Origin of the sequence: Sneathiella sp., from assembly GCF_036844445.1 — a bacterium.
Classification (GTDB): domain Bacteria; phylum Pseudomonadota; class Alphaproteobacteria; order Sneathiellales; family Sneathiellaceae; genus Sneathiella.
The window spans coordinates 65,874-90,382 of sequence record NZ_DAIUFV010000004.1 but is presented as its reverse complement, the minus strand read 5'-3'; the positions used below and the strand labels follow the sequence as shown (position 1 = coordinate 90,382).

21 protein-coding genes and 1 tRNA gene are annotated in these 24,509 nt (G+C 61.1%); 14 read left to right on the top strand and 8 right to left on the bottom strand.

Features of this window, described 5'->3' with window-relative positions; genetic code table 11:
• Window positions 1-90 precede the first annotated feature (90 nt).
• Window positions 91-176: transfer RNA gene (locus V7Z56_RS09325), tRNA-Leu, on the bottom strand.
• A 100-nt stretch (window positions 177-276) separates the two neighbouring features.
• Window positions 277-1,053 (bottom strand): competence/damage-inducible protein A, encoded by a 777-nt coding sequence (locus V7Z56_RS09320; protein ID WP_334129143.1) that lies wholly within the window; start codon window positions 1,051-1,053, stop codon window positions 277-279.
• A gap of 100 nt (window positions 1,054-1,153) precedes the next feature.
• Here V7Z56_RS09320 and sfsA point away from each other — a divergent pair, with 100 nt between their 5' ends.
• The 5 genes from sfsA (at window position 1,154) to purB (ending at window position 5,716) form a co-directional block, all read left to right on the top strand.
• Complete coding sequence (sfsA, locus tag V7Z56_RS09315; protein WP_334129142.1) at window positions 1,154-1,882, top strand: DNA/RNA nuclease SfsA; 729 nt, start codon at window positions 1,154-1,156, stop codon at window positions 1,880-1,882.
• Window positions 1,883-1,912: 30 nt separating this feature from the next.
• Window positions 1,913-2,737: a type I methionyl aminopeptidase gene (gene map, locus V7Z56_RS09310; RefSeq protein ID WP_334129141.1), complete on the top strand. Its 825-nt coding sequence runs from the start codon at window positions 1,913-1,915 to the stop codon at window positions 2,735-2,737.
• Window positions 2,727-3,506, top strand: coding sequence for a RadC family protein (radC, locus tag V7Z56_RS09305; RefSeq protein ID WP_334129140.1), 780 nt, complete (start codon window positions 2,727-2,729; stop codon window positions 3,504-3,506). Before map ends, radC begins: the two co-directional genes overlap by 11 nt.
• Before the next feature lie 103 nt (window positions 3,507-3,609).
• Window positions 3,610-4,314, top strand: a complete 705-nt coding sequence (locus tag V7Z56_RS09300; protein WP_334129139.1) for an SDR family oxidoreductase — start codon at window positions 3,610-3,612, stop codon at window positions 4,312-4,314.
• Between the two features lie 106 nt (window positions 4,315-4,420).
• A complete protein-coding gene (gene purB, locus V7Z56_RS09295; protein WP_334129138.1) occupies window positions 4,421-5,716 on the top strand; it encodes an adenylosuccinate lyase in 1,296 nt (431 codons plus the stop codon).
• 115 nt (window positions 5,717-5,831) lie between these two features.
• Here purB and V7Z56_RS09290 read toward each other — a convergent pair whose 3' ends face one another.
• A complete protein-coding gene (locus tag V7Z56_RS09290) occupies window positions 5,832-6,155 on the bottom strand; it encodes a DUF1476 domain-containing protein (protein WP_334129137.1) in 324 nt (107 codons plus the stop codon).
• A 287-nt stretch (window positions 6,156-6,442) separates the two neighbouring features.
• Between V7Z56_RS09290 and purC the strand changes: the two genes are divergently transcribed.
• From purC to V7Z56_RS09255, 7 genes are read left to right on the top strand one after another with little or no spacing between them, the layout of a single operon-like run.
• Complete coding sequence (gene purC, locus V7Z56_RS09285; RefSeq protein WP_334129136.1) at window positions 6,443-7,207, top strand: phosphoribosylaminoimidazolesuccinocarboxamide synthase; 765 nt, start codon at window positions 6,443-6,445, stop codon at window positions 7,205-7,207.
• 60 nt (window positions 7,208-7,267) lie between these two features.
• Complete coding sequence (gene purS / locus V7Z56_RS09280) at window positions 7,268-7,510, top strand: phosphoribosylformylglycinamidine synthase subunit PurS (protein WP_334129135.1); 243 nt, start codon at window positions 7,268-7,270, stop codon at window positions 7,508-7,510.
• Window positions 7,511-7,528: 18 nt separating this feature from the next.
• Window positions 7,529-8,218, top strand: coding sequence for a phosphoribosylformylglycinamidine synthase subunit PurQ (purQ, locus tag V7Z56_RS09275; RefSeq protein ID WP_334129134.1), 690 nt, complete (start codon window positions 7,529-7,531; stop codon window positions 8,216-8,218).
• 4 nt (window positions 8,219-8,222) lie between these two features.
• A complete protein-coding gene (gene purL, locus V7Z56_RS09270) occupies window positions 8,223-10,421 on the top strand; it encodes a phosphoribosylformylglycinamidine synthase subunit PurL (protein WP_334129133.1) in 2,199 nt (732 codons plus the stop codon).
• Between the two features lie 15 nt (window positions 10,422-10,436).
• Window positions 10,437-10,676, top strand: coding sequence for a BolA family protein (locus V7Z56_RS09265; RefSeq protein ID WP_334129132.1), 240 nt, complete (start codon window positions 10,437-10,439; stop codon window positions 10,674-10,676).
• Window positions 10,677-10,704: 28 nt separating this feature from the next.
• Window positions 10,705-11,043, top strand: coding sequence for a Grx4 family monothiol glutaredoxin (gene grxD, locus V7Z56_RS09260; protein WP_334129130.1), 339 nt, complete (start codon window positions 10,705-10,707; stop codon window positions 11,041-11,043).
• Between the two features lie 32 nt (window positions 11,044-11,075).
• Window positions 11,076-12,116, top strand: a complete 1,041-nt coding sequence (locus tag V7Z56_RS09255; protein WP_334129129.1) for an alpha/beta hydrolase — start codon at window positions 11,076-11,078, stop codon at window positions 12,114-12,116.
• On the opposite strand, the gene prfB is transcribed toward V7Z56_RS09255, so the two are convergent.
• The 3 genes from prfB to V7Z56_RS09240 form a co-directional block, all read right to left on the bottom strand.
• Window positions 12,113-13,229, bottom strand: a protein-coding gene (gene prfB, locus V7Z56_RS09250) for a peptide chain release factor 2 (RefSeq protein WP_334129128.1) whose coding sequence is annotated in 2 segments (ribosomal slippage) — window positions 12,113-13,159 and window positions 13,161-13,229 — 1,116 coding nt in all. Because the reading frame shifts where the segments join, the coding sequence is not laid out codon by codon here. The genes V7Z56_RS09255 and prfB overlap by 4 nt on opposite strands.
• Before the next feature lie 54 nt (window positions 13,230-13,283).
• The gene (locus V7Z56_RS09245) at window positions 13,284-15,731 is read right to left on the bottom strand and encodes a penicillin-binding protein 1A (RefSeq protein WP_443023783.1); all 2,448 of its coding nucleotides are present in this window, start codon (window positions 15,729-15,731) and stop codon (window positions 13,284-13,286) included.
• A 113-nt stretch (window positions 15,732-15,844) separates the two neighbouring features.
• Window positions 15,845-17,038: an N-acetylmuramoyl-L-alanine amidase gene (locus V7Z56_RS09240; RefSeq protein ID WP_334129126.1), complete on the bottom strand. Its 1,194-nt coding sequence runs from the start codon at window positions 17,036-17,038 to the stop codon at window positions 15,845-15,847.
• A 504-nt stretch (window positions 17,039-17,542) separates the two neighbouring features.
• Here V7Z56_RS09240 and V7Z56_RS09235 point away from each other — a divergent pair.
• Window positions 17,543-20,392 (top strand): ribonuclease E/G, encoded by a 2,850-nt coding sequence (locus V7Z56_RS09235; protein ID WP_334129125.1) that lies wholly within the window; start codon window positions 17,543-17,545, stop codon window positions 20,390-20,392.
• A 77-nt stretch (window positions 20,393-20,469) separates the two neighbouring features.
• Here the strand turns inward: V7Z56_RS09235 and V7Z56_RS09230 are convergent, their stop codons facing one another.
• Both V7Z56_RS09230 and V7Z56_RS09225 read right to left on the bottom strand, forming a co-directional pair.
• Entirely contained in the window at window positions 20,470-21,624 is a 1,155-nt protein-coding gene (locus V7Z56_RS09230; protein ID WP_334129124.1) for a pyridoxal phosphate-dependent aminotransferase, read from the bottom strand.
• A gap of 14 nt (window positions 21,625-21,638) precedes the next feature.
• Window positions 21,639-23,129, bottom strand: coding sequence for a gamma-glutamyltransferase (locus V7Z56_RS09225; protein ID WP_334129123.1), 1,491 nt, complete (start codon window positions 23,127-23,129; stop codon window positions 21,639-21,641).
• Window positions 23,130-23,133: 4 nt separating this feature from the next.
• On the opposite strand from V7Z56_RS09225, the gene V7Z56_RS09220 reads away from it, so the two are divergent.
• Complete coding sequence (locus tag V7Z56_RS09220) at window positions 23,134-24,489, top strand: M48 family metalloprotease (protein ID WP_334129122.1); 1,356 nt, start codon at window positions 23,134-23,136, stop codon at window positions 24,487-24,489.
• Window positions 24,490-24,509 lie beyond the last annotated feature (20 nt).

Below are 24,509 nucleotides of genomic sequence, written 5' to 3'. Positions count from 1 at the left end.
TGCAGAACCGGTATTTATCCAGACATCACGGCAGGCAACGGCGATCTTTCGCAGCGCATCGCGCGCGCCCTTTCGCGTCAATATGAGCGATGGTGCCCGCACCCGGACTTGAACCGGGAAGCCCTTGCGGGCGGCAGATTTTAAGTCTGCTGTGTTTACCATTTCACCATGCGGGCGGCGAGTGAACCCTAGCGAAAGCACTGTGCGGAAACAAGGAATTAATGCGCCGCGGCGTCTTTTCATGACGGCCCCTGGCGGGCATGACGGCGGCGGCGATCAGCTTGTCTCGACGGCGACGACGCCCTCACGGGCCAGCCAGTCAAAGAGCGCCTCAAACGCCGCATCAAGCGCTTCCCTGTCGACCGAGCGCAGCACCAGGTTGGTGCCGACGGAACCTTCCTTGAAATAGGGATAGGAGCCCATGGAGACGGTCGGATAACGCGCCTGCAGCTCGCCGAGCTTTGCCGCGACACGCCCCTCCGGCAGCCCTGCGCCAATCGTCCGGCTTAGCATCTTCGCCCCGCCCTTGAGGTCCGGCGCAATCTCTTCGAACATCGCCTGCATGATGGTCGGAACGCCGGCCATGACATAGACATTTTCAATATTGAAGCCGGGCGCCTTACTGACCGGATTGTTGATGAGCGTTGCACCAAGCGGAATGCGCGCCATGCGCTTTCGCGCCTCGTTAAACTCGATGCCGCTGATCTCATAGTGACGGGTCAGGATCGCCATCGCCTCTGGGTGATAGTCGATGCCGACGCCAAACGCGGCGGCGATGGAATCGGCGGTGATATCGTCATGCGTCGGGCCGATGCCGCCGGTGGTGAACACATAATCATAGCGGGCGCGAAGCGCATTCACGCCCGCGACGATCTCCGCCTCGATATCCGGAACGACGCGCGCCTCACGCAGCTGCACGCCAAGCTCGTTCAGCCGCACGGCGAGCCACGCCATGTTTTTATCCTGCGTCCGCCCCGACAGGATCTCGTCGCCGATGACGAGGATGGCGGCGGTGACGATCGTTTGCGGGCGGGTGTCAGTTGGGCGCGACATGGAGGTACCTAGCGAAGACTGTTGCTGCCGGGGGCTTGCCCCCATCATAGCAAAGCGATTACAAAGAGCATCAGCAAATTTCAAATCCTGAAAGCCTATTATGTCTCTTAAATTCCCGGCGCCGCTTCAAGAAGCGACGCTGATCAAGCGCTATAAACGTTTTCTCGCCGACGTCGAACTTGCCGATGGCCGGGTGGTGACCGCCCATGTCGCCAATTCCGGCTCGATGATGGGGCTGAATGAACCGGGCCTCACCGTCTGGCTGTCGCGCTCCGACAATCCGGCGCGGAAGCTCCCCTATAGCTGGGAATTGGTGGCGGTCGGAGATGCGCTCATCGGCGTCAACACGGCGCACCCCAATGCCATCGTTGCGGCGGCAATCAAGGACGGCCGGGTGCCGGAGCTTGCCGGCTATAGCGAGCTTCGCCGCGAAGTGAAATACGGCGCAAACTCGCGTATCGATATCCTGCTTCAGGAGCCCGAACGCTCCGACTGCTATGTCGAGGTGAAGAATGTGACGCTGGCGCGCGAGCCGGGATACGGTGAATTTCCGGATGCCGTGACGGCGCGCGGCACCAAGCATCTTCACGAGCTTGCGAATGTCGCGGCGCGCGGCGCGCGGGCCGTCATGTTCTACCTGATCCAGCGGACCGACTGCCATTCCTTTCGCCTCGCGGACGATATCGATCCTGCCTATGCCGAGGCGTTCGATCGCGCAAAAGCCGCCGGAGTTGAAATTTTATGCTATGACTGCCACATATCGGCCGAAGAGATAAGGCTCGGATCGCCGGTTCCGATCATTCCCAGGTTTCCTTGCGATCCGCTTTGACGTATAATTTCCAAAAAATGATGTGTCCTGATGAAATATGAAACAAGTATAACCGCGCCGGAGCGCAATACCGGCGTGATCAAGCTGCATGGTCCCGAGGCGTTCGAGGCAATGCGCAAGGCCGGCCGTCTGGCCGCCGAGACGCTTGACATGATCACCGAATATGTCGTCCCCGGCATCACGACGGAGGAGCTGGATCGCATCTGCGCGGAATTTATCGCCTCTCGCGGCGCCATCTCCGGCCCGCTCAACTATCGCGGCTATCCGAAATCGGTGTGCATTTCCATCAACCATGTTGTCTGCCACGGCATCCCCGGCCCGAAGAAGCTCGAAGATGGCGATATCCTGAATATCGACGTGACGCCGGTTCTTGACGGCTGGTATGGCGACAGCAGCCGCATGTATGTCGCGGGCAAGCCGAAGATCAAGGCGCAGCGGCTGATCGACATAACCTATGAATGCCTGATGCGCGGCATCGAGGTGATCAAACCCGGCGCAACGACAGGCGATATCGGCTATGCGATCCAGAATTACGCCGAAGGCAAGCGCTGCTCGGTGGTGCGCGATTTCTGCGGCCATGGCGTCGGGCGCGTCTTTCATGATGTTCCGAACATCCTCCATTACGGCACGCCCGGCGAAGGAATTGAACTGAAAGCGGGCATGATCTTCACCGTCGAGCCGATGATCAATCTCGGCACCTGGCAGGTGAAAGTGCTGGATGACGACTGGACGGCGGTCACGCGTGATCGCTCGCTCTCCGCCCAGTTCGAACATTCCATTGGCGTCACCGAAACGGGGTATGAGATTTTCACCCTGTCACCGAAGGGACTGGACAAGCCGCCGTATGACATCTGAGACCAAATCTTTGCAGGCCGCCTCCGGCCAGTCGGACACCGCGATTGACGCCTTCGCTGAAAGGCCCGCGCCCGACATCAAAGATCTGGATCGCAAGATGGACCCGCGGGCGGGACACCGCGAAAGGATGCGCGCGCAGGTGTTGAGCGCCGGTGCACGCTCCCTCGCCGATTATCAGCTGCTCGAATATCTCCTCTTTGCCGCCTCGCCCCGGCGCGACACCAAGCCGCTCGCCAAAGCCCTCCTCGCCCGCTTCGGCTCGCTCTCGCGGGTGATGAAGGCGGAGGTCGAGGAGCTGCGTAAAGTGGAGGGCGCAGGCGATGCGGTGATTGCTACCCTGAAGGTCGCCGAGACGCTTGGCGAGAAGCTGCTCCGCGCCGAGATCGAGAAGAAAAACGTCATCGGCTCGTGGCAGGCGCTGCTTGAATATTGCCAGGGCGCGATGGGCCAGCAGAAGATCGAGCAGTTCCGCCTCCTCTTCCTCAACAACAAGAATCACCTGATCGCCGATGAGGTGCAGCAGACCGGCACGGTCAATCACACCGCCGTTTATCCGCGTGAAGTAGTCAAGCGCGCGCTTGAGCTTGGCGCGACCTCTATCATCCTCGTCCACAACCACCCCTCGGGCGATCCGACGCCCTCAACCGCCGATATCGACATGACGCTTGAGATTGTTAAGGCGGCGGCCGCGCTCAATATCCGCGTCCATGATCATCTGATCGTCGGCCATTCGGAGGTCTTGAGCTTCAAATCGCGCGGGCTGATCTGAGCAGGATACTGGCGCGCCGCAATTTAATCTGGCCGGGGCTGTCCGTCTGCAATAGCTTCGTCTAGGCGTCAATGGCGCCGAATCGTTTTTTAAGGAGGCAGAGATGGCAGGAGAAAAAGTTGCGGTCCTCACGGCAGGCGGGAGCGGCATGGGCGCGGCGTCGGCGCGCCGGCTCGCGGCGGATGGCTTCAAAATTGCGATCCTCTCCTCCTCCGGCAAGGGCGAGGCGCTGGCGAGTGAGCTTGGCGGCTTCGGCGTTACCGGATCCAACCAGTCGACGGACGATCTGAAGCGGCTCATCGATGGCACGCTTTCGCGCTGGGGCCGCATCGACGTGCTCGTGAACAGCGCCGGTCACGGGCCGCGCAAGCCCATCCTGGACCTTACCGATGAGGACTGGCATGCGGGGCTTAATACCTATTTCCTCAATGTCGTGCGGCCGACGCGGCTGGTTGCGCCTGTCATGCAGACGCAGAAAGGCGGCGCCATCATCAATATCTCGACGGCTTGGGCGTTCGAGCCAAGCGCCATGTTCCCGACCTCGGCGGTCGCCCGTGCCGGCCTCGCCTCCTTCACCAAGATTTTCGCCGACGACTATGCGGCCGACAATATCCGTATGAATAATGTGCTGCCGGGCTGGATCGACAGCCTGCCGGCGACCGATGAACGCCGCGACAGCGTTCCGATGAAGCGCTACGGCACGGCGGATGAGATCGCGGCGACGGTTTCCTTCCTCGCCTCAAGCGGCGCCGCCTATATCACCGGTCAGAACATCCGGGTTGACGGGGGCATTACCCGCTCCGTGTAGATTCCGAAGAATACGGCCTGCTTCGCCGTTTGCGACTTGAGATTCTGCGCCGGCTCTGCTAGGTCAGCCTTCTTCCATTCTTCGATGTCAGAAAGTTATAGCCACCATGATTCCCCGTTATTCCCGCCCCGAAATGACTGCGATCTGGGAGCCGCAAAGCAAATTCCGTATCTGGTTCGAGATCGAGGCGCATGCCTGCGATGCCCAGGCGAAGCTCGGTGTCATCCCCGAAGCCGCCGCAAAAGCGGTGTGGGAGCGCGGCAATTTCGATATCGACCGGATCGACGAGATCGAACGCGAGACCAAGCATGACGTCATCGCCTTTCTCACCAACCTTGCCGAATATGTCGGCGATGAGGCGCGCTTCGTGCATCAGGGCATGACCTCCTCGGACGTTCTCGATACCTGCCTCTCCGTACAGCTGACGCGCGCCGCCGATATCCTGCTTAAAGATCTCGACGCCCTGCTCGCCGCGCTGAAGGCGAAAGCCTATGCGCATAAAGATGATGTCTGCGTCGGCCGCTCGCACGGCATCCATGCCGAGCCGGTGACTTTCGGCCTCAAGATGGCGCAGGCTTATGCGGAATTCGCGCGCAACCGCGAACGCCTCGTCAATGCCCGCAAGGATATCGCGACCTGCGCCATCTCGGGCGCGGTTGGCACCTTTGCGAATATCGATCCCTTTGTGGAGGAGCATGTCGCGGCGGCGCTTGGCCTGACGCCCGAGCCTGCCTCGACGCAGGTTATTCCGCGCGATCGCCATGCGATGTTCTTCGCGACGCTGGGCGTTATCGCAAGCTCGATCGAACGGCTCGCCGTCGAAATCCGCCATCTGCAGCGCACCGAAGTTCTGGAAGCGGAAGAATATTTCGCGCCGGGGCAGAAAGGCTCCTCCGCCATGCCGCATAAGCGCAACCCTGTGCTGACCGAGAACCTCACCGGTCTTGCCCGGCTTGTCCGCATGGCGACCATCCCGGCGATGGAAAACGTCGCGCTCTGGCATGAGCGGGATATCTCCCACTCCTCCGTCGAGCGCGGCATCGGCCCCGACGCGACGATCACGCTCGATTTTGCGCTCGCCCGCCTCACCTCGGTGATCGAGAAACTGGTGGTCTACCCTGAAAACATGCTTCGCAACATGAACAAGCTCGGCGGCCTCATCCATTCGCAGCGCGTGCTGCTGGCGCTGACGCAGGCCGGCGTCAGCCGCGAGGACAGCTACCGCCTCGTGCAGCGCAACGCCATGCGCGTCTGGCGCGAGGGGGCGGATTTCATGGAGCTTCTGAAAGCCGATGCGGAAGTGATGGCGGCATTGACCGCGGAGCAGATCGAGGGCGTGTTCGATCTTGAATATCACACCAAGCATGTGGATACGATCTTCCGCCGCGTGTTCGGCGACTAGGCGACAATCGGCTCCCATACGGACAAAATAAAAGAGGCGCAGGAAATTGCGCCTCTTTCAGTTCGAGGAGTTCATGCAAAGGAGCGCCGCGCGGCCTGCCGCCGCCGCAGCCCGATCAGTTGCCCGACTTCACCTGCTCGCGCGCGACCGCCAGCAGTTCTTCCATCTGGCGGCGGATGCGATGATCGGACATTTCCACATTCTTCGCATCGAGATCGGCGCGAATCTTGCGGAACACATCCTCATCGCCCTTCTCTTCCATATCGGCGATCACAACTTCCTTGGCGTAAGCCTCGGCGTCCTCGCCGCTCAGGCCAAGCAGCTCCGCAGCCCACAGGCCGATCAGCTTGTTGCGACGCGCCATGATGCGGAACTCCTGCTCCTGCTCATGGGCGAATTTGTTTTCGCGTCCCTTTTTACGATCGTCGAATCCTGACATATGTTTCCTGTCCCTATCCTGTTTCAAACAAACAATCCGTAGCCCGGCAGAGCCTTATAGCGAAGATGGGGCGCTCCGCCTAGCCCTGCAAGAAAAATTCTGCCCGCTGGCCGCCCCGCAGCCGTAAGGAGATGTTGTCTTTGCCGCAGTTCTGCATTATGTTCCGCTTGCCTTTGCAATGACGCATCGGCACATGGGTATGACGGCGCGATGCACAACCTGCAGTGACGCCGCCTGATATTTATCTCCGGCGGAAGACCGCCTTTTCGATGAGTTGGAGTTTTTCCATGACCCGACGTAGACGCGTCTACGAAGGCAAGGCGAAAGTTCTTTTCGAAGGACCCGAGCCCGGCACGCTGGTGCAGTATTTCAAGGACGATGCCACCGCCTTCAACGGCGAGAAGAAAGCGACCGTCACCGGCAAGGGAGTGCTGAACAACCGCATTTCCGAGCATCTGATGATCAAGCTTGCGGAAATCGGTATTCACAACCATTTCATCCGCCGCCTCAATATGCGCGAGCAGCTGATCCGGGAGGTTGAAATCATCCCGATCGAGGTGGTGATCCGCAACGTTGCGGCCGGCTCGATCTGCAAGCGGCTCGGTATTACCGAGGGCACGCCCCTGCCCCGCCCGATCATCGAATATTACTTCAAATCGGACGAGCTGAACGACCCGATGGTGACGGAAGAGCATATCACCGCCTTCGGCTGGGCCAATCCGCTGGAGCTTGATGATATCGTCAACCAGTCGCTGCGCATCAATGATTTCCTGCTTGGCCTGTTCGCCGGCATCGGCATCCGCCTGATCGATTTCAAGCTGGAGTTCGGCCGCCTTTACGAGGGCGATGAGATGCATATCATTCTCGCCGACGAGATCAGCCCCGATAACTGCCGGCTGTGGGACAGTGCGACCAGCAAGAAGCTCGACAAGGACCGCTTCCGCCGCGATCTCGGCGGGGTTGAGGATGCCTATCAGGAAGTCGCACGGCGGCTTGGCATTATTCCCGAAGGCGGCCCCGGCGATCTTCAGGGCACCACGGCCATTCAGTAAAACGCGCCCCGCGGCACGCTTCTTTTAGTCAGGGGCCCGGCGCCCCCGTATGAGGATCAGATGAAAGCACGTGTGTATATTTCCTTGAAAAACGGGGTTCTCGACCCCCAGGGAAAAGCGATTTCCCATGCCCTGCAGGGGCTGGGCTTTGACAAGGTTCTGGACGCCCGCCAGGGCAAGACGATCGATCTCGATCTCGCCCCCATGGATGCGGCGAGCGCGAAGGCAGAGGTTGAGAAGATGTGCCAGCAGCTTCTCGCCAACACCGTGATCGAGAATTACAGGATCGAGATTATTGACTGATTCAGAAAGGTTTGGGCGATGAAGGCGGCCGTTATCGTATTTCCGGGCTCCAACTGTGACCGGGACCTGAAAGTCGCCCTTGCGGCGGCGACGGGGCGGGATCCGGATATGGTCTGGCACGGCGACAGCGAGATGCCGCCGACGGACCTGATCGCCATTCCGGGCGGCTATTCCTACGGCGATTACCTGCGCCCGGGCGCCATGGCTGCGACCTCGCCGATCATGCGCGAGGTTGTCAAAAAGGCGGCCGCCGGCACGCCGGTCCTCGCCATCTGCAACGGCTTTCAGGTGGTGACCGAGGCCGGGCTCCTGCCGGGCGCGCTGCTGCGCAACGCCAACCAGAAATTCATCTGCCGCGATGTTTACCTGAAGATCGCCGCGAAGAATGATCTCTTCGTTGGCGGATATGGTGATCAGGATGTTGTCCGCTTCCCGATCGCCCATATGGATGGCAATTTCTTCACCGATCCGGATACCCTTGCGGAACTGCAGGACAACAACCAGATCGCCTTCCGCTATGCAACGGCCGAGGGTGAGGTCACGGAGGCCGCAAACCCCAACGGCTCCCTCGACAATATCGCCGGTATCTATAACAAGGCGGGCAACGTGCTCGGCCTGATGCCGCATCCCGAGCGGCTCATCTCCGAAGAACTTGGCGGCACCGACGGCAGACGCTTTTTCGATCATCTCGTAACATCTATTCTTTGAGATCATGACTGAAATTACCAGGGAAATTGTCGCCGAGCACGGCCTGAGCGACGGCGAATATGAAGAGCTGCTGAAGGTCCTGGGGCGCACCCCCAACCTTACGGAACTTGGCATCTTTTCGGTGATGTGGAGCGAGCACTGCTCCTATAAATCGTCAAAAAAATGGCTGAAAACCCTGCCGACGGAAGCCCCGTGGGTGATCTGCGGACCTGGCGAAAACGCCGGAATTATCGACATCGGCGATGGCCAGGCGGCCGTCTTTAAGATGGAGAGCCATAACCACCCCTCCTATATCGAGCCCTATCAGGGCGCGGCGACCGGGGTTGGCGGCATCATGCGCGACGTTTTCACCATGGGCGCGCGCCCCATCGCCAATATGAACGCGCTCCGCTTCGGCCGGCCGGATCATCCGAAGACGCGCCATCTCGTCGCCGGCGTCGTTGCCGGCATTTCGGGCTATGGCAACTGCATGGGCGTGCCGACCGTGGGCGGGGAGACGAATTTCCACAGCTCCTATGACAACAACATCCTCGTCAACGCGATGACCGTCGGGCTTGTCGATGCGGACAAGATCTTCTATTCCGCCGCCGGCGGCATCGGCAACCCGGTCGTCTATGTCGGCTCCAAAACAGGGCGCGACGGCATTCACGGCGCGACCATGGCCTCGGCCGAATTTGATGACGACAGCGATGAGAAACGCCCGACCGTGCAGGTCGGCGACCCGTTCACCGAAAAGCTGCTGCTCGAGGCCTGCCTGGAGCTGATGGCGACCGATGCGATCGTCGCCATTCAGGATATGGGCGCGGCCGGCCTCACCTCCTCATCATTTGAGATGGCGGATAAGGGCGGCGTCGGCATCGAGCTCAATCTCGATCAGGTGCCGATGCGCGAAGAAGGCATGACGCCCTATGAGATCATGCTCTCGGAAAGCCAGGAGCGGATGCTGATGATCCTGAAACCCGGCCGGGAAGAGGAAGCACGCCGCATCTTCGAGAAATGGGAGCTCGATTTCGCGGTCATCGGAAAGGTCACCGATACCGGCCGCATGATCCTCACCATGCATGACGAGGTGGTGGCGGACCTGCCCGTCGCGCCACTCGCCGATGCCGCGCCGGAATATGACCGGCCGTGGGTGAAAACCCCGCCGCAGGCGAAGATTTCTGCCGATGACGTTCCCTCCCCCAACGACCTTGGCGAAGTGCTGCTGAAACTGATGGGCTCCTCCGAGATCGCGAGCCGCAAATGGATCTGGGAGCAGTATGACCATATGGTCATGGGCGACACGCTGCAGCGGCCGGGCGGCGATGCCGCGGTGGTCCGCGTGCATGGCACGAAAAAGGCGCTCGCCATCACCACCGACTGCACGCCGCGCTACTGCTACGCTGATCCCGAGACGGGCGGCGCGCAGGCTGTTGCGGAAGCCTGGCGCAATATTACGGCGACCGGCGCGCTGCCGCTTGCGATCACCGACTGCATGAATTTCGGCAATCCGCAGCGCCCGGAGATTATGGGCCAGTTTGTCGGCTGCATCGAAGGCATGAAGAACGCCTGCCTAGCTCTTGATTTTCCTGTCATTTCCGGGAACGTCTCGCTCTATAACGAGACCAACGGCGTTGGCATTCACCCGACCCCGGCGGTTGGCGGTGTCGGTATCCTCAAAGACTACAGCGTAATGACCACGGTGGCCTTCAAATCTGCCGGCGACGTGGTGCTGCTGCTCGGCGACCTGACCGGGGAGATGGGGCAGTCGCTCTACCTTCGCGAGATTGAGGGCCGCGAGGAAGGCGCGCCGCCCGTGGTCGATCTCGCCCGCGAGCGCAAGCATGGCGACTATCTCCGGTCGATGATCGAGAAGCGACTGGTGACGGCCGCCCACGACCTCTCCGATGGCGGCCTCGGCGTTGCTCTTGCCGAAATGGCGATTGCCGGCGATCTCGGCGCGGATCTCAATATCCCGACCGATCTGCCGCCCCACGCGGCGCTGTTCGGCGAAAGCCAGGCGGCCTATGTGCTGACCGCAAAGCCCGGCGATGTCGAGCGCCTGCGGGCATTTGCCGCAGAGCAGGATATTCCCCTACACATTCTTGGAACGATCGGTCATACTGATTTGAAAATCGGTGACTGGCTCACCATATCTGTGGCTAAGCTGCGAAAAGTACATGCAGAATGGCTGCCGGCCCTAATGGCGGAACCCGGCAGTTGAAGGAGAAAAAAGTCCATGGCAATGGATGCGAATGAAATCGAACGGCTGATCAAAGAAGGTATTCCGGACGCAAAGGTCGAAATTACCGATCTCAGGGGTGATGGCGATCATTACGCCGCCCTGGTGGTCTCCGCCCAATTCATTGGCCTGCCCCGCGTGCGCCAGCATCAGATGGTTTACGAGGCGCTGAAGGGCAATATGGGAGAGGCGCTGCATGCCCTCGCCCTGCAGACTGCCACGCCGGACGACGATTGATCCGAATTTATATTGAGAGGATTTCTAAATGCTTGATCAGGCAATCAAAGACAGAATTTCCGACGAAGTGACATCCAACGATGTCGTGCTGTTCATGAAAGGCACCGCGATCTTCCCGCAGTGCGGCTTCTCGGCAACGGCTGTACAGATCCTGTCCCATCTCGGCGTCAAATTCAAAGGCATCGACGTGCTGACCGATCCCGGCATTCGGGAGGGCATCAAGGTGTACAGCGAATGGCCGACCATTCCCCAGCTCTATGTGAAGGGCGAATTTATCGGCGGCTGCGATATCATGCGCGAAATGTTTGAAACCGGCGAGCTTCAGCAGCTTCTCGAAGAGAAGCAGATCGCCCGCGTCTCCGCCTGAGGCCATGCGCTGCTGCGACGAAGCCGCCGAATATGATTGAACGGCTGATCGTCGCGGCGCTCAAACTTCTTCCGGCGTCCTTTTTCAATCTTTGCTACGGCCTGAAGCCTGTCGTTATCGACGGGCAGACGCTCGATTCGAAGGCGCGCTTTCTTGCCGATCTCGATCGCAAAAGCGCCGCGCCGGTGACGCTTGAAAACGTGCCCGAGACGCGTGAGCGGCTCGCGAGAACCGTTCGCCTGCTCGCCGGAAAGCGCCCGCGCCTTCACGTAGTGGAAGATCTTATCCTCAAAACATCTGCGGGCGAGATACCAGCCCGCCTCTATCGCCCCAGCAAGGCGGCCGGATTGCCGCTGCTCGTCTATTATCACGGTGGCGGCTATATCCGCGGCTCCGTCGCGACCCATGACGGGCTCTGTGCACGGCTTGCCGCCTATGGCGGTTTCGGCGTCCTCTCGGTTGACTATCGGCTGGCGCCCGAACATCGCTTTCCGGCCGCGGTGGAGGATGCCTGTGCGGCCTTTCTCTGGGCGGCGGAACATGCGGCGGACTATGGCTTTGATCCGGCGCGTATCGGGGTCGGCGGCGACAGCTCCGGCGGCTGCCTCGCGGCGGCGGCGGCGCAGCAGACAAAGCGTGCGGGCGGCCCCTCGCCCATGCTTCAGCTTCTCCTCTATCCGACGCTCGATGCGCATCTTTCCGCGCCGAGCCACACGACATTTGCCGACGGCTTTTTCCTCACGCGTTCGCGCATGGAAGGCTACCGCGATCTTTATCTCAATAGCCCGCGCGAGAGGGATGATGTGCGCGCATCGCCCGCGCTCGCGACGGATCTTGAAGGTCTGCCGCCCGCCCTTATCATCACCGCCGGCTTCGATCCGCTTCGCGATGAGGCGGAAAGCTACGGCAAGGCGCTGAACGCGGCGGGCGTTCGCGTCGGCATGGTGCGCTTTCCCGCCATGGTGCATGGCTTCATGTCATTGACAGGCGTTTTTCCTGATGCGGAAAAAGCGCTCGCCCAGGCAGGCGATGCGCTCTCTCACCTCTTCAATAAGAGTGACGCGGAAGGTTAAGCCGCGCTTTCCTCGCCGCCGATTTTCTGGGCGAGCGCCGCGGCGAGATAATCATCGAGATCGCCGTCCAGCACACCCTGCGCATTGCCTTTTTCAACGCCGGTCCGCAGATCCTTCACCATCTGGTAGGGATGCAGCACGTAGGAGCGGATCTGATGGCCCCAGCCGATATCGGTCTGGCTGTCGCGCGTCTCCTGCGCTTCCGCTTCGCGTTTTTGCAGTTCCAGCTCATAAAGGCGCGATTTCAGCATCTTCATGGCCTCGGCCTTGTTCTTGTGCTGCGAGCGGTCATTCTGGCACTGCACGACGACGTTGGTCGGGATATGCGTGATGCGAACCGCCGATTCCGTCCGGTTGACATGCTGCCCGCCGGCGCCGGACGCGCGGTAAACGTCGATGCGCAGATCCTTCTCCTCGATTTCGATATCGATCTCGTCATCGATGACGGGATAGACGCCGACGGAGCAGAAGCTGGTATGCCGCCGCGCGTTGGAATCAAAGGGCGAGATGCGGACAAGTCGATGCACGCCGCTCTCGGTCTTGAGCCAGCCATAGGCGTTTTCGCCCGCAATCTCGATGGTGACGGATTTTATCCCCGCCTCTTCGCCCGGGCTTTCTTCCAGCACCGTCACCTTATGCCCATGCTGATCGGCCCAGCGCATATACATGCGAAGGAGTATCTGCGCCCAGTCCTGCGATTCCGTGCCGCCCGCGCCCGCGTGAATTTCAAGATAGCAGTTATTGGCGTCAACCTCGCCCGACAGCATGCTTTCAAGGCGGCGGCGGTTGACGTCCGCCAGCAGCTCTTTCAGCGCCGTCTCGGCCTCGGTCAGCGTCTCCTCATCGCCCTCTTCGATGGCAAGTTCGATCAGGTCGGTGTTGTCTTCAAGTTCCTGCTGAATGCGGTTGTAGGCGGTCAGCGCGTTATCGAGGCTGGTGCGTTCGCGCATCAGGCTTTGCGCCTTGGCGGCATTGTTCCAAAGATCGGGATCCTCGACGAGGGCGTTCAGCTCCTCAAGGCGGCGCGTGGCGTTATCCCAGTCAAAGATACCTCCTCAGCAGGGACATGCCCTGCTTGATTTCATCGACCAGTGACTGATGTTCTGCACGCATGTTTCACTCCACGCTATTCATAAATGTCGCCGGAAAGTAATCTGAAAAAGCGGATCAGTAAAGCCCGCCCGTACCGGAGCGGATCGCGCTGCCGGGAGAAAGCGGCGTCTCCTCCCTCTCGGTGACCGCAGGCGCAAAGCCGTCCGCTTCCGATCCGTCGAGAACGCCGCGCCGGGCGATATTGCCGGTTGTCGCCTTGAAGGCTTCAAGGATGACATTCTTGTCGCCCCGTCCCGCCGGCTCGCCGGTCTGCTCATTGATGCGGACAAGGCGAATGCCTTCCGGCACGCGGAACGGCGTCGCCGGCTGATTTTTCAGCACGGCGGCCATGAAATCACGGAAGATGGGCGCGGCGACGCTTGAGCCGGTCTCCCGCTGGCCAAGGCTCTGCGGGGTGTCGAAGCCGATATAGACGCCGACCGCGAGATCGGGCGAGAAGCCGACGAACCACGCATCATTGCTCTCGTTGGTGGTCCCGGTCTTGCCGCCGAGCGGCTTGCCGACGACCTTGATCGACTGGCCGGTGCCGCGCTGCACCACGCCTTCCAGCATCGAGACGATCTGATAGGCGGTCGTCGCCGGCAGGATCTGCTCGCGGTTATCGAAAAGCTCGGGCACCTTCTGGTCTTCCCATGCCGCGACATTACAGCCGGCGCAGGGGCGATTGTCATGGCGATAGATGGTGTGGCCGCGGCGGTCCTGCACCCGGTCAATCAGCGTCGGCGTGATCTTCTTGCCGCCATTGACGAGCTCGGCATAGGCCGTGGTGAGGCGAAGCAGCGTTGTCTCGCCGGCGCCAAGCGCCATCGAGAGCGTCGGCATCAGATTGTCGGTAATGCCGAAGCGACGGGCGTAATCGACGATCGGTTCCATGCCGATGGCGCGGGCGAGCCGCACCGTCATCAGGTTGCGCGATTTCTCGATCCCGAGACGGAGCGTGCTCGGCCCGTAAAAGCGGTTCGAATAGTTGCTCGGCTTCCATCGCTCGCCATTCGGCTGGGTCAGCACGAAGGGGCCGTCCATCACCTTGTCGGCGGGCGTAAAGCCGTTATCGAGGGCGGCGGCATAGACGAAGGGTTTGAAGGCCGAGCCCGGCTGGCGATAGGCCTGAATGGCGCGGTTGAAATGCGAGACATCGGCGCTCCAGCCGCCGACAAGCGCATAGACGCGCCCGGTATGGGGATCCATCGCAACGAGACCGCCCGAAACTTTCGGGATCTGTTCAAGCGCAAAGAGACGCTGCCCCGACTCCGCGCCGGCCTTTGCCGACACCGCGATCACATCGCCAACCTTCAGCACGTCCGACGGCGCGGCGATGGCGGGCCCGCGCTTGTCCACGCCGAGATATTCGCGCGCCCATTTGAGGTCTTCCAGCAGGATTTTTCCCTCGCTCCCGTCGGAAAAACCGATATCGGCCGCCGCGTCATCGACCCCGAGGACAAGCGCGAGATGCCAGTCGCCGAGCCCCTTCGGACGCGGGAATTCGGCAAGGCGCGCGGCCCATCCCTCGCCCGTCTCGATATTCGAGAAGACGCCGCGCCAGCCGTGGCGGCGATCATAGTCGCGAAGGCCGGCGCGCAGCAGCTTCTCGCCGATCTGCTGCATATCGGTCTGCATGGTGGTGCGCACGGAAAGGCCGCCATCATAAAGCGCCTTCTCGCCGTAAAGATCGTAAATCTCGCGCCGCACCTGCTCGGTGAACCACTCCGCCTTGATAACCTGCGCATCGCCGCCCTCGCGCGCAAGCAGCGGCGTCGCATAGGCCTCTGCGGCCTGCTCTGGCGTGATATAGCCATCCTCGAGCAGCCGGCCGATCACATAGTTCCGCCGTTCCACCGCCCGCTCGGGAAAGCGGAAGGGGTTGTAGTTGTTGGGCGCTTTCGGGAGCGCCGCGAGATAGGCCGCCTCGGCAATCGTCAGCTCATCGAGCGACTTGTCGAAATAATAGAGCGCCGCCGCCGCAACGCCATAGGCGCGGTGGCCGAGGTAAATCTCGTTGAGATAAAGCTCAAGCACCTGATCCTTGCTGAGCGCATTGTTGATGCGAAGGGCGAGGATCGCCTCTTTCGCCTTGCGCTCATAGGAGACCTCGTTCGTCAGCAGCATGTTTTTCGCCACCTGCTGCGTGATGGTGGAGGCGCCGACCGGCCGCCGTCCCTGCCCGATATTCTTGAGGTTGGTGACAACGGCGCGGGCGATACCCTGGAAATCGACACCGGGGTGCGCGTAGTAATTCTGATCCTCCGCCGCGACAAACGCCTGCTTGACGATATCGGGGATGGTCTCGATGGGAACGAACAGCCGGCGCTGATGCGCATATTCCGCGATCAGGCTGCCATCGCCCGCATGGACGCGGGTCATCACCGGCGGCTCGTAGCGCGTGAGCTGGTCATATTCAGGCAGGCCCCTGCCGAAATGATAGAAGCCATAGACCACCGCGCCCGCCGCTACAACACCGAGGAAGAGCAGCAGGGAAAAGCTGAGGAGGAGGAATTTTGCCAGGCGCTTCATAAAATCGGATCTCGATACGGATATGTTCTGTCAATATAGAACAGATTTAAATTTTTTCAGACGAAAAGAGCGTAGATAGGGCGCGCCCTGCGCCCGCGCAATGCTCAAGGATCGACTGTCTTGAAATATTTATCGACCGCCCGGGCGATCGCCTCCGCCAGCTTCTGCTGCCCGTCGGCGGATTTCAGGATGCGCTCATCCTCGCGGTTCGAGAGATAGCCAAGCTCGACCAGCACCGAGGGCACATCGGGCGCCTTGAGAACGCGAAAGCCCGCGAAGCGGTGCGATTTGCCGCGCACGGTCATGCCGGAGCGGGCAATCTCGGGCGTCAGCATTTCCGCGAATTTGACGGAGAAATTCTTGGTCTCGCGCTGCGCAAGGTCGATCAGGATACCCTGCACGGTATCGTCCTGCGCACTGAGATCGACGCCGGCGATCAGGTCGGATTTATTTTCCTCCTTGGCAAGTTCCGCCGCTTCATCGTCCGAGGCGTTCTCCGAGAGGGTATAGACGGCGGCGCCGCGGAAACTCGGCCGGCTGATCGAATCGGCATGAACGGAGATAAAGAGATCCGCCTTCGCGCTCCGCCCGAATGTCACCCGTTCGCGAAGGCTGAGGAAGGTGTCATCATCTCGCGTCATCAGGACATTGTATTTCTTGTCCTTTGCGAGGATATCGCGGATCTTGCGCGCGACCGCGAGGGTGATTTTCTTCTCATAGACGCCGCTCTGGCCGATCGCGCCGGGATCGATGCCGCCGTGCCCCGCATCAATGACGACGGTATATTTGCGCACCAGGCTCGGCGGTGGCGGCGCGACAAGCGCAACCTGCGTCGCCTCGCCGCCGCGGCGCTGCGCATCGACGGTGTTGCGGAAGGCCGTATTGTCGGTCTCCTGAATATCCATGAAGAAGCGCCACGGCATGCCCGATGAGGGCGGCAACACCGCGGTCTGGAGGATTTTCACCGGTCCCGTCACATCGAGCACGACGCGCGACGTGCCCTTCTTGAAGAGGCCCCAGCGGAAATTCCGCACCACGCCCTTGCGGTGCAGGCTGGTATCGCCCGCCCGCCAGGTCAGTTCCGGCAGGTCAATGACGATGCGGTAGGGATCGGCGAGCAGAAACACATCGAACGTCGGCGCGGCGTTCAATTCCATGACGAAACGTGTCTTGGTCTCATGCTGACCGAGACGGACGGCGGAAACTTCAAGGCCGGGGGCGGCAAACGCCGTAACGGATAGCGACATCCCCAGAAGCGTCAGCAGCAGTAAAGGGAGTCGGAAAAATCGACTGACCATATCCAGATCCGGATCAAATAAATTACGCTACGCAGGTGCGGCAAACGCCGCCGAATGACCTAAATTAACGGCTTTACCGGCGCTAATCAATGCGCAGAGGTGCGGATCACGAATATTTTTCGCCGCCGGTCATTATTCACTTGGTATCAAAGTGGCAATGGCGCTATTATATGCACGTGAGTTTCTGTGGTCAGTTCCCCCGCCATATATATTTGGGGTCGGGACGGCGCCGTAACCGACAGCTTTTGCAGGCATTGACAATCATCAATCCCCGGAGCGTCAGGCTACAGCGCTTAAGACAATGCAGTAAAAAGGTGAAACAGAAATCGTTCCCGTTTTCATTGGCGAAGACGGGTTACGGCAGCCGGAATTTCAGCCGCCTCGGCAAGGCGTTTTTTTTCAGACCTTCGTCGAGAGAGAAGCGGGCGGCGCCGACGATTTCCTCAAAAATTGGCTCATGCCCTCTCGACTCATAACGAGGGCCTGCAGTCCTGGAGCTGATGTATGGCTACGCGTATGCTGATCGACGCGTCTCACGAGGAAGAGACACGCGTCGTAATAGTAAAAGGTACCCGTCTTGAAGAATTTGATTACGAGACGGTTTCGAAAAAACAACTTAAAGGCAATATCTATCTCGCAAAGGTGACCCGGGTCGAACCCTCGCTGCAAGCGGCCTTTGTGGAATATGGCGGTAATCGCCACGGCTTTCTCCCCTTCAACGAAATTCATCCCGACTATTACCAGCTCCCCATCGCGGATCGTGAAGCGTTGATCGAGCAGGAAACGGCGGAGGAACTCGAGGCGAGCGATGCCGATGACGGCGATCCCGTCAAAACGGACCCTCCAGAAGAAGCTTCCGATGGTGAGAGTGCTGCGGACGATGCGGATGCCGATACGGAGACCGCGGAAGCCGCCGGTGACGGCTCTGACGCTGACGCCGACGACAACGGCAACGGCGATGACGGCGCGAATGGCAATGGCGACAGCAATGGCGGTGGCCGCGTCGAAGTCATTGACCGGGGCGATGACGATTATGTCGAAAGCGTTGGGGGCGATGATGATATCGATGATCCCCGTCCGGCCCCGCGGCGCCACTATAAGATCCAGGAAGTCATCAAGCGCCGGCAGATCCTGCTGGTGCAGGTTGTCAAGGAAGAGCGCGGCAACAAGGGCGCGGCGCTCACGACCTATATCTCCCTCCCCGGCCGTTACAGCGTCCTGATGCCGAACAGCGGGCGCGGCGGCGGGATCAGCCGCAAGATCAGCGCCCCGGCCGACCGCAAGCGGCTGAAGAAGATCGCGCAGGAGCTGGATGTTCCCAAAGGCATCGGCGTCATCATCCGCACCGCCGGTCTCTCCCGCACCAAGGTCGAGATCAAGCGCGACTATGAATTCCTCATGCGGCTCTGGGATGATATCCGCGAACTGACGCTGAAATCCATCGCGCCTTACTGCGTCTATGAAGAGGCGAACCTCATCAAGCGCTGCATCCGTGATCTTTATGACAAGGATATCAGCGAAGTCCTCGTCGAAGGCGAGGAAGGCTACAAGGTCGCCAAGGACTTCATGCGCAAGCTCATGCCGAGCCATGCGAAGAAGGTGCAGCCCTACAAGGACAAGATCCCCCTCTTCCACCGTTTCCAGGTCGAGCAGCAGTTCGCCTCGATGTATCATCCGGAAGTGCAGTTGAAATCGGGCGGCTATATCGTCATCAACCCGACGGAGGCGCTCGTCTCCATCGACGTCAACTCGGGCAAGGCAACGCGCGAGCGCAATGTCGAGGATACCGCCGTCAAGACCAATCTTGAAGCGGCCGAGGAAATCGCCCGCCAGCTCCGCCTGCGTGATCTTGCCGGACTGATCGTCATCGACTTCATCGATATGGACGACAACCGCAACAACCGCGCGGTTGAGCGGCGGATGAAGGACTGCCTCAAATCCGACCGCGCCCGCATCCAGGTTGGGCGGATCAGCCCGTTCGGGCTGATGGAGCTGTCGCGTCAGCGGCTGCGGCCGAGCTTCCTTGAAAGCAGCACCACGCCCTGCCAGATCTGCGGCGGATCGGGCTTTGTCCGCTCCATTGAATCGACGGCGCTTCTCATCATTCGCATGCTCGAAGAAGAAGGCGTGCGCGAGCGGAGCAGCAAGATCACGGTGAGCGTGCATACCGAAGTCGCCATCTATCTTCTGAACCAGAAGCGCGCCGTCATCCAGAATCTGGAAAATCTCTATGGCATGACGATCCTGATCCTCGCCGATCCGACGATCAATATGAATGACTATAATATGGAGCGCGAGAAAGGCCGTCCCGGCGATCTCACGCCCATCACCCGCGAACTCCCGACGAGCTATGCCTCCGCCGCACCCGAGGAGGAGGATGAGGACGACGAGCATGATCATGACCATGATCAAGAGAACGGCCACGCGCGGAGCCACGATGACGATGAGGATGGTTCCTCCTCCCGCCGTCGCCGCCGCCGTCGTCGCCGCAAGCCGCGCGAGGAAAATGGCGTTGCCGCACAAAGCTCTGAAGACCAACCCGCCACCGAGGCGGAAAGCGACAGCACGGAGCATGGCGAGGGCGAGGAAGGAACGCATGAGCCGAAGCGTCGGCGGCGCGGCAAGCGCGGCGGGCGTCGCCGTTCTCGCGGGGCTGGCAGCGATGATCAGCGCTCATTTGCGGAAGGATCCGCGGAAAATGGCGATGACGTGACCGCTGACACTTTGAGCGCGCCGGATGACACTGCGTCGGATGAAACGGCCAGCGATGCGCCCGTCACTATTCCGATTACGGTCACGTCTGAGGACGCCGAAGCGACGCTTGATGATGCCGAAGCGCCGACAGATGCGGAAAGCGACGGCGCGGACAGTGATGCTGCCGAGCCCTCACCGGAGGAGGCCGCTGAGGCCGAGGTGAAGAAGCCCCGCCGCACCCGCCGCAAGGCCCCGGTGAAGTCTGACGAGGCGCCGGCTTCGGACGAGACGGCAGATGAAACACCCGAAGCTGCTGCCGAGACCGCAGAGGAAGCCCCGGCTGAGGCGGCTGAGGCGAAGAAAAAGGCGCCGGCGCGCCGGCGCCGGGTGACTAAGAAAGTTGAAGCGGAGACGGCGGATGCGGACGCACCGGCGGAGGCCGCTCCGGAAGAAGCACCGGTCGATGATCAGCCGGCTCTGGCAGCAAGCGAGGCTGACGCCGCCCCTGCCGCTGACGAGGATGCGACGGCTGAGCCTGCCGCCTCGGAAGAAGAGGTTGTCGACAAGCCCGTCTCCGTCACCGTCATCAGCGAGGATGCGCGCGAGGAAGTCGTCATCGCGGACGCCAAACCCAAGCGCGGCTGGTGGCGACGGAACTGACCAGCGGCAGAATGAAGGAAAAAGGGAGCGTATCGCTCCCTTTTTTTATGTCGATATTCCCGCCGATCCGGCTAGCGTCAGCGCGCTTTGAGCACCGGCCAGCTTTTCAGGGCCGCAACGGCCCGTTCCATCGCTTCGGTCGTCCCGGCGAAGGAAAAGCGCACATAGACATGGCCGCGATGCGGATCGAAATCGACGCCGGGCGTTGCCGCAATGCCCGTCTCGGCGAGCATACGCCGACAGAAATCGACCGAGTCATTGGTGTAGTCGCGCACATCCGCATAGATGTAGAACGCCCCGTCCGCCGCGGCGAGGCGGCTGAGGCCGAGCTTTGGAAATTCCCGGAGCAGCAGGTCGCGGTTGCGGGCGTAAACGGCGATATTCGCCTCAATCTCCTCGCGGCAGTCAAAGGCGGCAACCGCCGCATGCTGGCTGAGCGCGGGCGGCGAGATAAAGAAATTCTGCGCGAGCTTCTCACAGAGCGGCAGCAGCCGCTCCGGCACGACCATCCAGCCGAGCCGCCAGCCGGTCATCGAAAAATATTTCGAGAAGCTGTTAATGATGATCGCCTCATCGGTGAATTCGAGCGCGGTGACCGCGGGCGCATCAAACGTGATGCCGTGATAGATCTCATCGGAGATAAAATGCAGGCCCCGCCCCAAAGAGTAATCGACCAGCGCCTTCATCTCATCATGTTTGATCATCGTTCCCGTCGGGTTCGACGGGCTGGCGACAAGCAGGCCATGAAGCGGCCCCTCGATCCGGTCGAGCAGCGCCGGCGTCGGCTGGAAATTTGTATCGGCATGACAGGGCAGCCCGACCGGCACGCGGCCAAGCGCCGTCAGGATATTGCGATAGGCCGGATAGCCCGGCTCCGCCATAACGACGCGATCGCCCGCATCAAAGGCGGAAAGGAAGCTGAGGAGAAAGGCGCCAGACGAGCCGGTGGTGACGATAATGCGCGCGGCCGGCACCTCGATCCCATAAAAATCGCCATAGTGCCGGGCGATGGCGGCGCGAAGCTCCGGGATGCCGAGCGCGCCGGTATAGCCGATCAGCTCCTGGTCGAGCGCCGCCTGTGCCGCCGCCAGCACCTTGGCGGGCGCCTTCGTGCCGGGCTGGCCGACCTCCATATGGATCACGTCACCGCCAGCGGCCTCGCGCTCGGCGGCGGCCTTCATGACTTCCATGACGATGAACGCGCTGATATCAGCGCCCCGGGAGCGATTCATAATGTATTCTTCCTTCAGTTGCCGACGAGTGACAGGCCATAGCCGCGCGGATCATGGCGGGAGACGCAGTTGAAGGGCTTGCCATCGCGGCAATAGATGGCATTGACGGAGGCCAGCCGGTCAACCTCGACGGTGACGGGAAACTGCGTCTTGAGGGCGGCGACATCGGCGGCCGGCATCGCCGTCTCATGCAGCAGCGGCAGGTCCGCGCCCATCGTGAAAAGCCGCGGTGCGTCGATGGCGGTATCCAGCCCCTGCCCCTGCGCCAGCACATTGAGCGCGGTCGAGACCGCGGCAACCGTCGCCGCCGCACCGCCCGTCGCCGCGCCCGCGAAATAGAGATCCTTGTTGGCCATATTCGCCATGATCATCGGGGATGCGGCGAACTCGCGCGCTTCGGCGACCTGGTTTTCCGCCATCACGATGCCGGTGATCTCCCCCATCTGGCCGCTGCCGAACGGAAAGCCAAGCCCGACGACGCAGGCGACGGCGTTGCCCTGGTTATCGGCGGTGACGAAGGAGGACGTCCCGTAGCTGATGAAGGGTGAGCTGTCGCGGATCGAGGCAAGCACGTCGCCGGCGGCGCGGGCGACATCGATCTGCGGGATCGAGACATTGAGACCGAGGACGCCGCGTCCCTGATAGAGCGATGTCCAAAGCTCCTCGTAGCGCGCGCCGGCGCGCCCCGTGGAGACGCCGACCATATTGTTATCGACCCGGAAACTGCGCGCCTCCTGCCACTGGGGGCGGTAGTTCAGCATGTCCGAGACGGCGACCTTGCCGCCGGCGATGCGGGCATCTTCAACGAAGGTGCGGGCCCAGTTGCCGCTGTAAAATGCCGCCCCGCCCTCGGAGCGGAGCGCCGAGAGCAGGCTGGCGAGACGGATCTGGCGAAGCCGCGTCCCTTCGGCCACAAAATTACCGTCATTGTCGATGAAAATTGACTGGATATTATAGTCGAGGAAGAGCTGGTCGCGGTTGACGACCATCGCCATATGCTGGGCGCGCGAGAGCGGCTGGCCGAAGGCGGCAAGCTGTTCGGCCGGCACCAGAAGCTGCGACCACGGCAGCTTGCCATAGCGCGCATGCAGGGCGGCCATGCCGCGGATGTTGCCGGGAATGGCGACATTGCCCCCCTCCGCCGGCGACTGGTTGAAGAACTGCAGGTTTTCGAGCTTGTTCGCCTTGACGTCATAGACGATGCACTCCCCGCCGCCGCCGAGGGACGCGGCAATCGGATAGGTGACGGCGAGGGTGAAATAGAGCGCGGTTGCGGCATCGGCGGCCGTGCCGCCGGAGGAGAGGATATCCTCTGCAATCAGGGTCGCACGCGGCTCGTCAGAGGCGACGCCGCCAAGCGCGCCGGTCACATTGCCGATCTGGCCGAGCGGCACCGCCGGCCCGCCGCAGGCCGAAAGCACGAGCGCAGGCGCGGCAACGGGCAATAACAGGCGGACAATCCATTGACGCAGGCCATCCGACTTCCTAGTTTTAGGATGAAGCAAGGGGATGTATTTTTTGATCAAACGCATCATAACGCCGTTACTCATATTTCTTGTCCTGTGTCTGCCGCCGCACGCGGCGGGTGCCAAACAGACGGGACCCTCCTTCATTCGTGACGCAGAAATTGAACATACCCTGCGGTCTTACGCAAGGCCTCTGTTCACGGCGGCCGGGCTGAATGGCGACGATGTCCGTCTATATATCATTAACAGCGATGATTTGAACGCCTTTGTCGCCGGCGGGCAGCGAATGTTCATGTTTCGCGGCCTGCTGGAGCGGGTCGAGACGCCCTCGCAGCTCAAAGGCGTGATCGCCCATGAAACCGGCCATATCGCGGGCGGCCATCTTGCGCGGACGCATGATGCGCTGAAAAATGCCAGCATCAAAAGCATCGTCGGGATGATCCTCGGCCTCGCGGCGGCGGTTGCGGGCGGCGGCGATGCGGGCATGGCGATGATGATGGGCTCGCAGGACGCGGCGACCAAATCCTTCCTGCAATACAGCCGCACGCAAGAATCCTCGGCCGACCAGGCCGCCATCACCTATCTCGACCGGACGCAGCAGTCGGGGCGCGGCATGATGGAGTTTCTCGAGATTATCGGCCGCGGCCAGTACCAGCCGCAGAGCACGATTGCTTCCTACTACCGCAGCCACCCGGTCAGCAGCGACCGTGTCTCGGCCCTCACGCAGCGGGTCAACGCCTCCCCCTACCGCGACACCCCCGACAGCGCCGAGGATGTGATTGCCCTCAAAAGGATGCAGGCAAAGCTGTTCGGCTATACCCGGCCGCTGCCGCGGGTGCTCCGCGAATATCCCGTGAGCGACACGAGCGTCGAGGCGCGCTATGCCCGCGCCATTGCCTATTACCGCTATCCTGACATGACCAAAGCGCTTGCCGAGATCGACAGCCTGATCGCGGACTTTCCCGGCGATCCCTATTTCTATGAGCTGAAGGGACAGGCGCTTTACGAGACGGGGGATATTATGGGCGCGATTGCGCCGCTCGAAGCGGCGGTGCGTCTTGCCCCCGATGAGCCGCTGATCCTGACGCTTTATGCAACCGTCCTCAATGCGACGGGCAATTCGGAAAAGGCGCTCGATATTCTGACGGAAAGCCGGCTTCTCGATCCCAATAACGGGCAGACCTGGGATCAACTCGGGATTGCCTACAGCCGGCTTGGCGATACCGGGATGCTGGCCTATTCAAGCGCCGAGCGTTACCTGCTGGAAGGCGATGCGGCGAAGGCAATTTTCCATGCCGAACGGGCGCTTGATTTCTTTAAGGAAGGCAGCCCGCTTTACCTGCGCACGCAGGATATCATCACCATCGCCAAGCAGCAGCAGCAGACGGCCCGGGGCTGACCCGGACCGCTCGCTTATCG

Coding starts and splice junctions, on each gene's coding strand:
- V7Z56_RS09320 (WP_334129143.1), bottom strand. CDS start 1,053: ATGTCGCGCCCAACTGACACCCGCCCGCAAACGATCGTCACCGCCGCC.
- sfsA (WP_334129142.1), top strand. CDS start 1,154: ATGTCTCTTAAATTCCCGGCGCCGCTTCAAGAAGCGACGCTGATCAAG.
- map (WP_334129141.1), top strand. CDS start 1,913: ATGAAATATGAAACAAGTATAACCGCGCCGGAGCGCAATACCGGCGTG.
- radC (WP_334129140.1), top strand. CDS start 2,727: ATGACATCTGAGACCAAATCTTTGCAGGCCGCCTCCGGCCAGTCGGAC.
- V7Z56_RS09300 (WP_334129139.1), top strand. CDS start 3,610: ATGGCAGGAGAAAAAGTTGCGGTCCTCACGGCAGGCGGGAGCGGCATG.
- purB (WP_334129138.1), top strand. CDS start 4,421: ATGATTCCCCGTTATTCCCGCCCCGAAATGACTGCGATCTGGGAGCCG.
- V7Z56_RS09290 (WP_334129137.1), bottom strand. CDS start 6,155: ATGTCAGGATTCGACGATCGTAAAAAGGGACGCGAAAACAAATTCGCC.
- purC (WP_334129136.1), top strand. CDS start 6,443: ATGACCCGACGTAGACGCGTCTACGAAGGCAAGGCGAAAGTTCTTTTC.
- purS (WP_334129135.1), top strand. CDS start 7,268: ATGAAAGCACGTGTGTATATTTCCTTGAAAAACGGGGTTCTCGACCCC.
- purQ (WP_334129134.1), top strand. CDS start 7,529: ATGAAGGCGGCCGTTATCGTATTTCCGGGCTCCAACTGTGACCGGGAC.
- purL (WP_334129133.1), top strand. CDS start 8,223: ATGACTGAAATTACCAGGGAAATTGTCGCCGAGCACGGCCTGAGCGAC.
- V7Z56_RS09265 (WP_334129132.1), top strand. CDS start 10,437: ATGGCAATGGATGCGAATGAAATCGAACGGCTGATCAAAGAAGGTATT.
- grxD (WP_334129130.1), top strand. CDS start 10,705: ATGCTTGATCAGGCAATCAAAGACAGAATTTCCGACGAAGTGACATCC.
- V7Z56_RS09255 (WP_334129129.1), top strand. CDS start 11,076: ATGATTGAACGGCTGATCGTCGCGGCGCTCAAACTTCTTCCGGCGTCC.
- V7Z56_RS09240 (WP_334129126.1), bottom strand. CDS start 17,038: ATGGTCAGTCGATTTTTCCGACTCCCTTTACTGCTGCTGACGCTTCTG.
- V7Z56_RS09235 (WP_334129125.1), top strand. CDS start 17,543: ATGGCTACGCGTATGCTGATCGACGCGTCTCACGAGGAAGAGACACGC.
- V7Z56_RS09230 (WP_334129124.1), bottom strand. CDS start 21,624: ATGAATCGCTCCCGGGGCGCTGATATCAGCGCGTTCATCGTCATGGAA.
- V7Z56_RS09220 (WP_334129122.1), top strand. CDS start 23,134: ATGTATTTTTTGATCAAACGCATCATAACGCCGTTACTCATATTTCTT.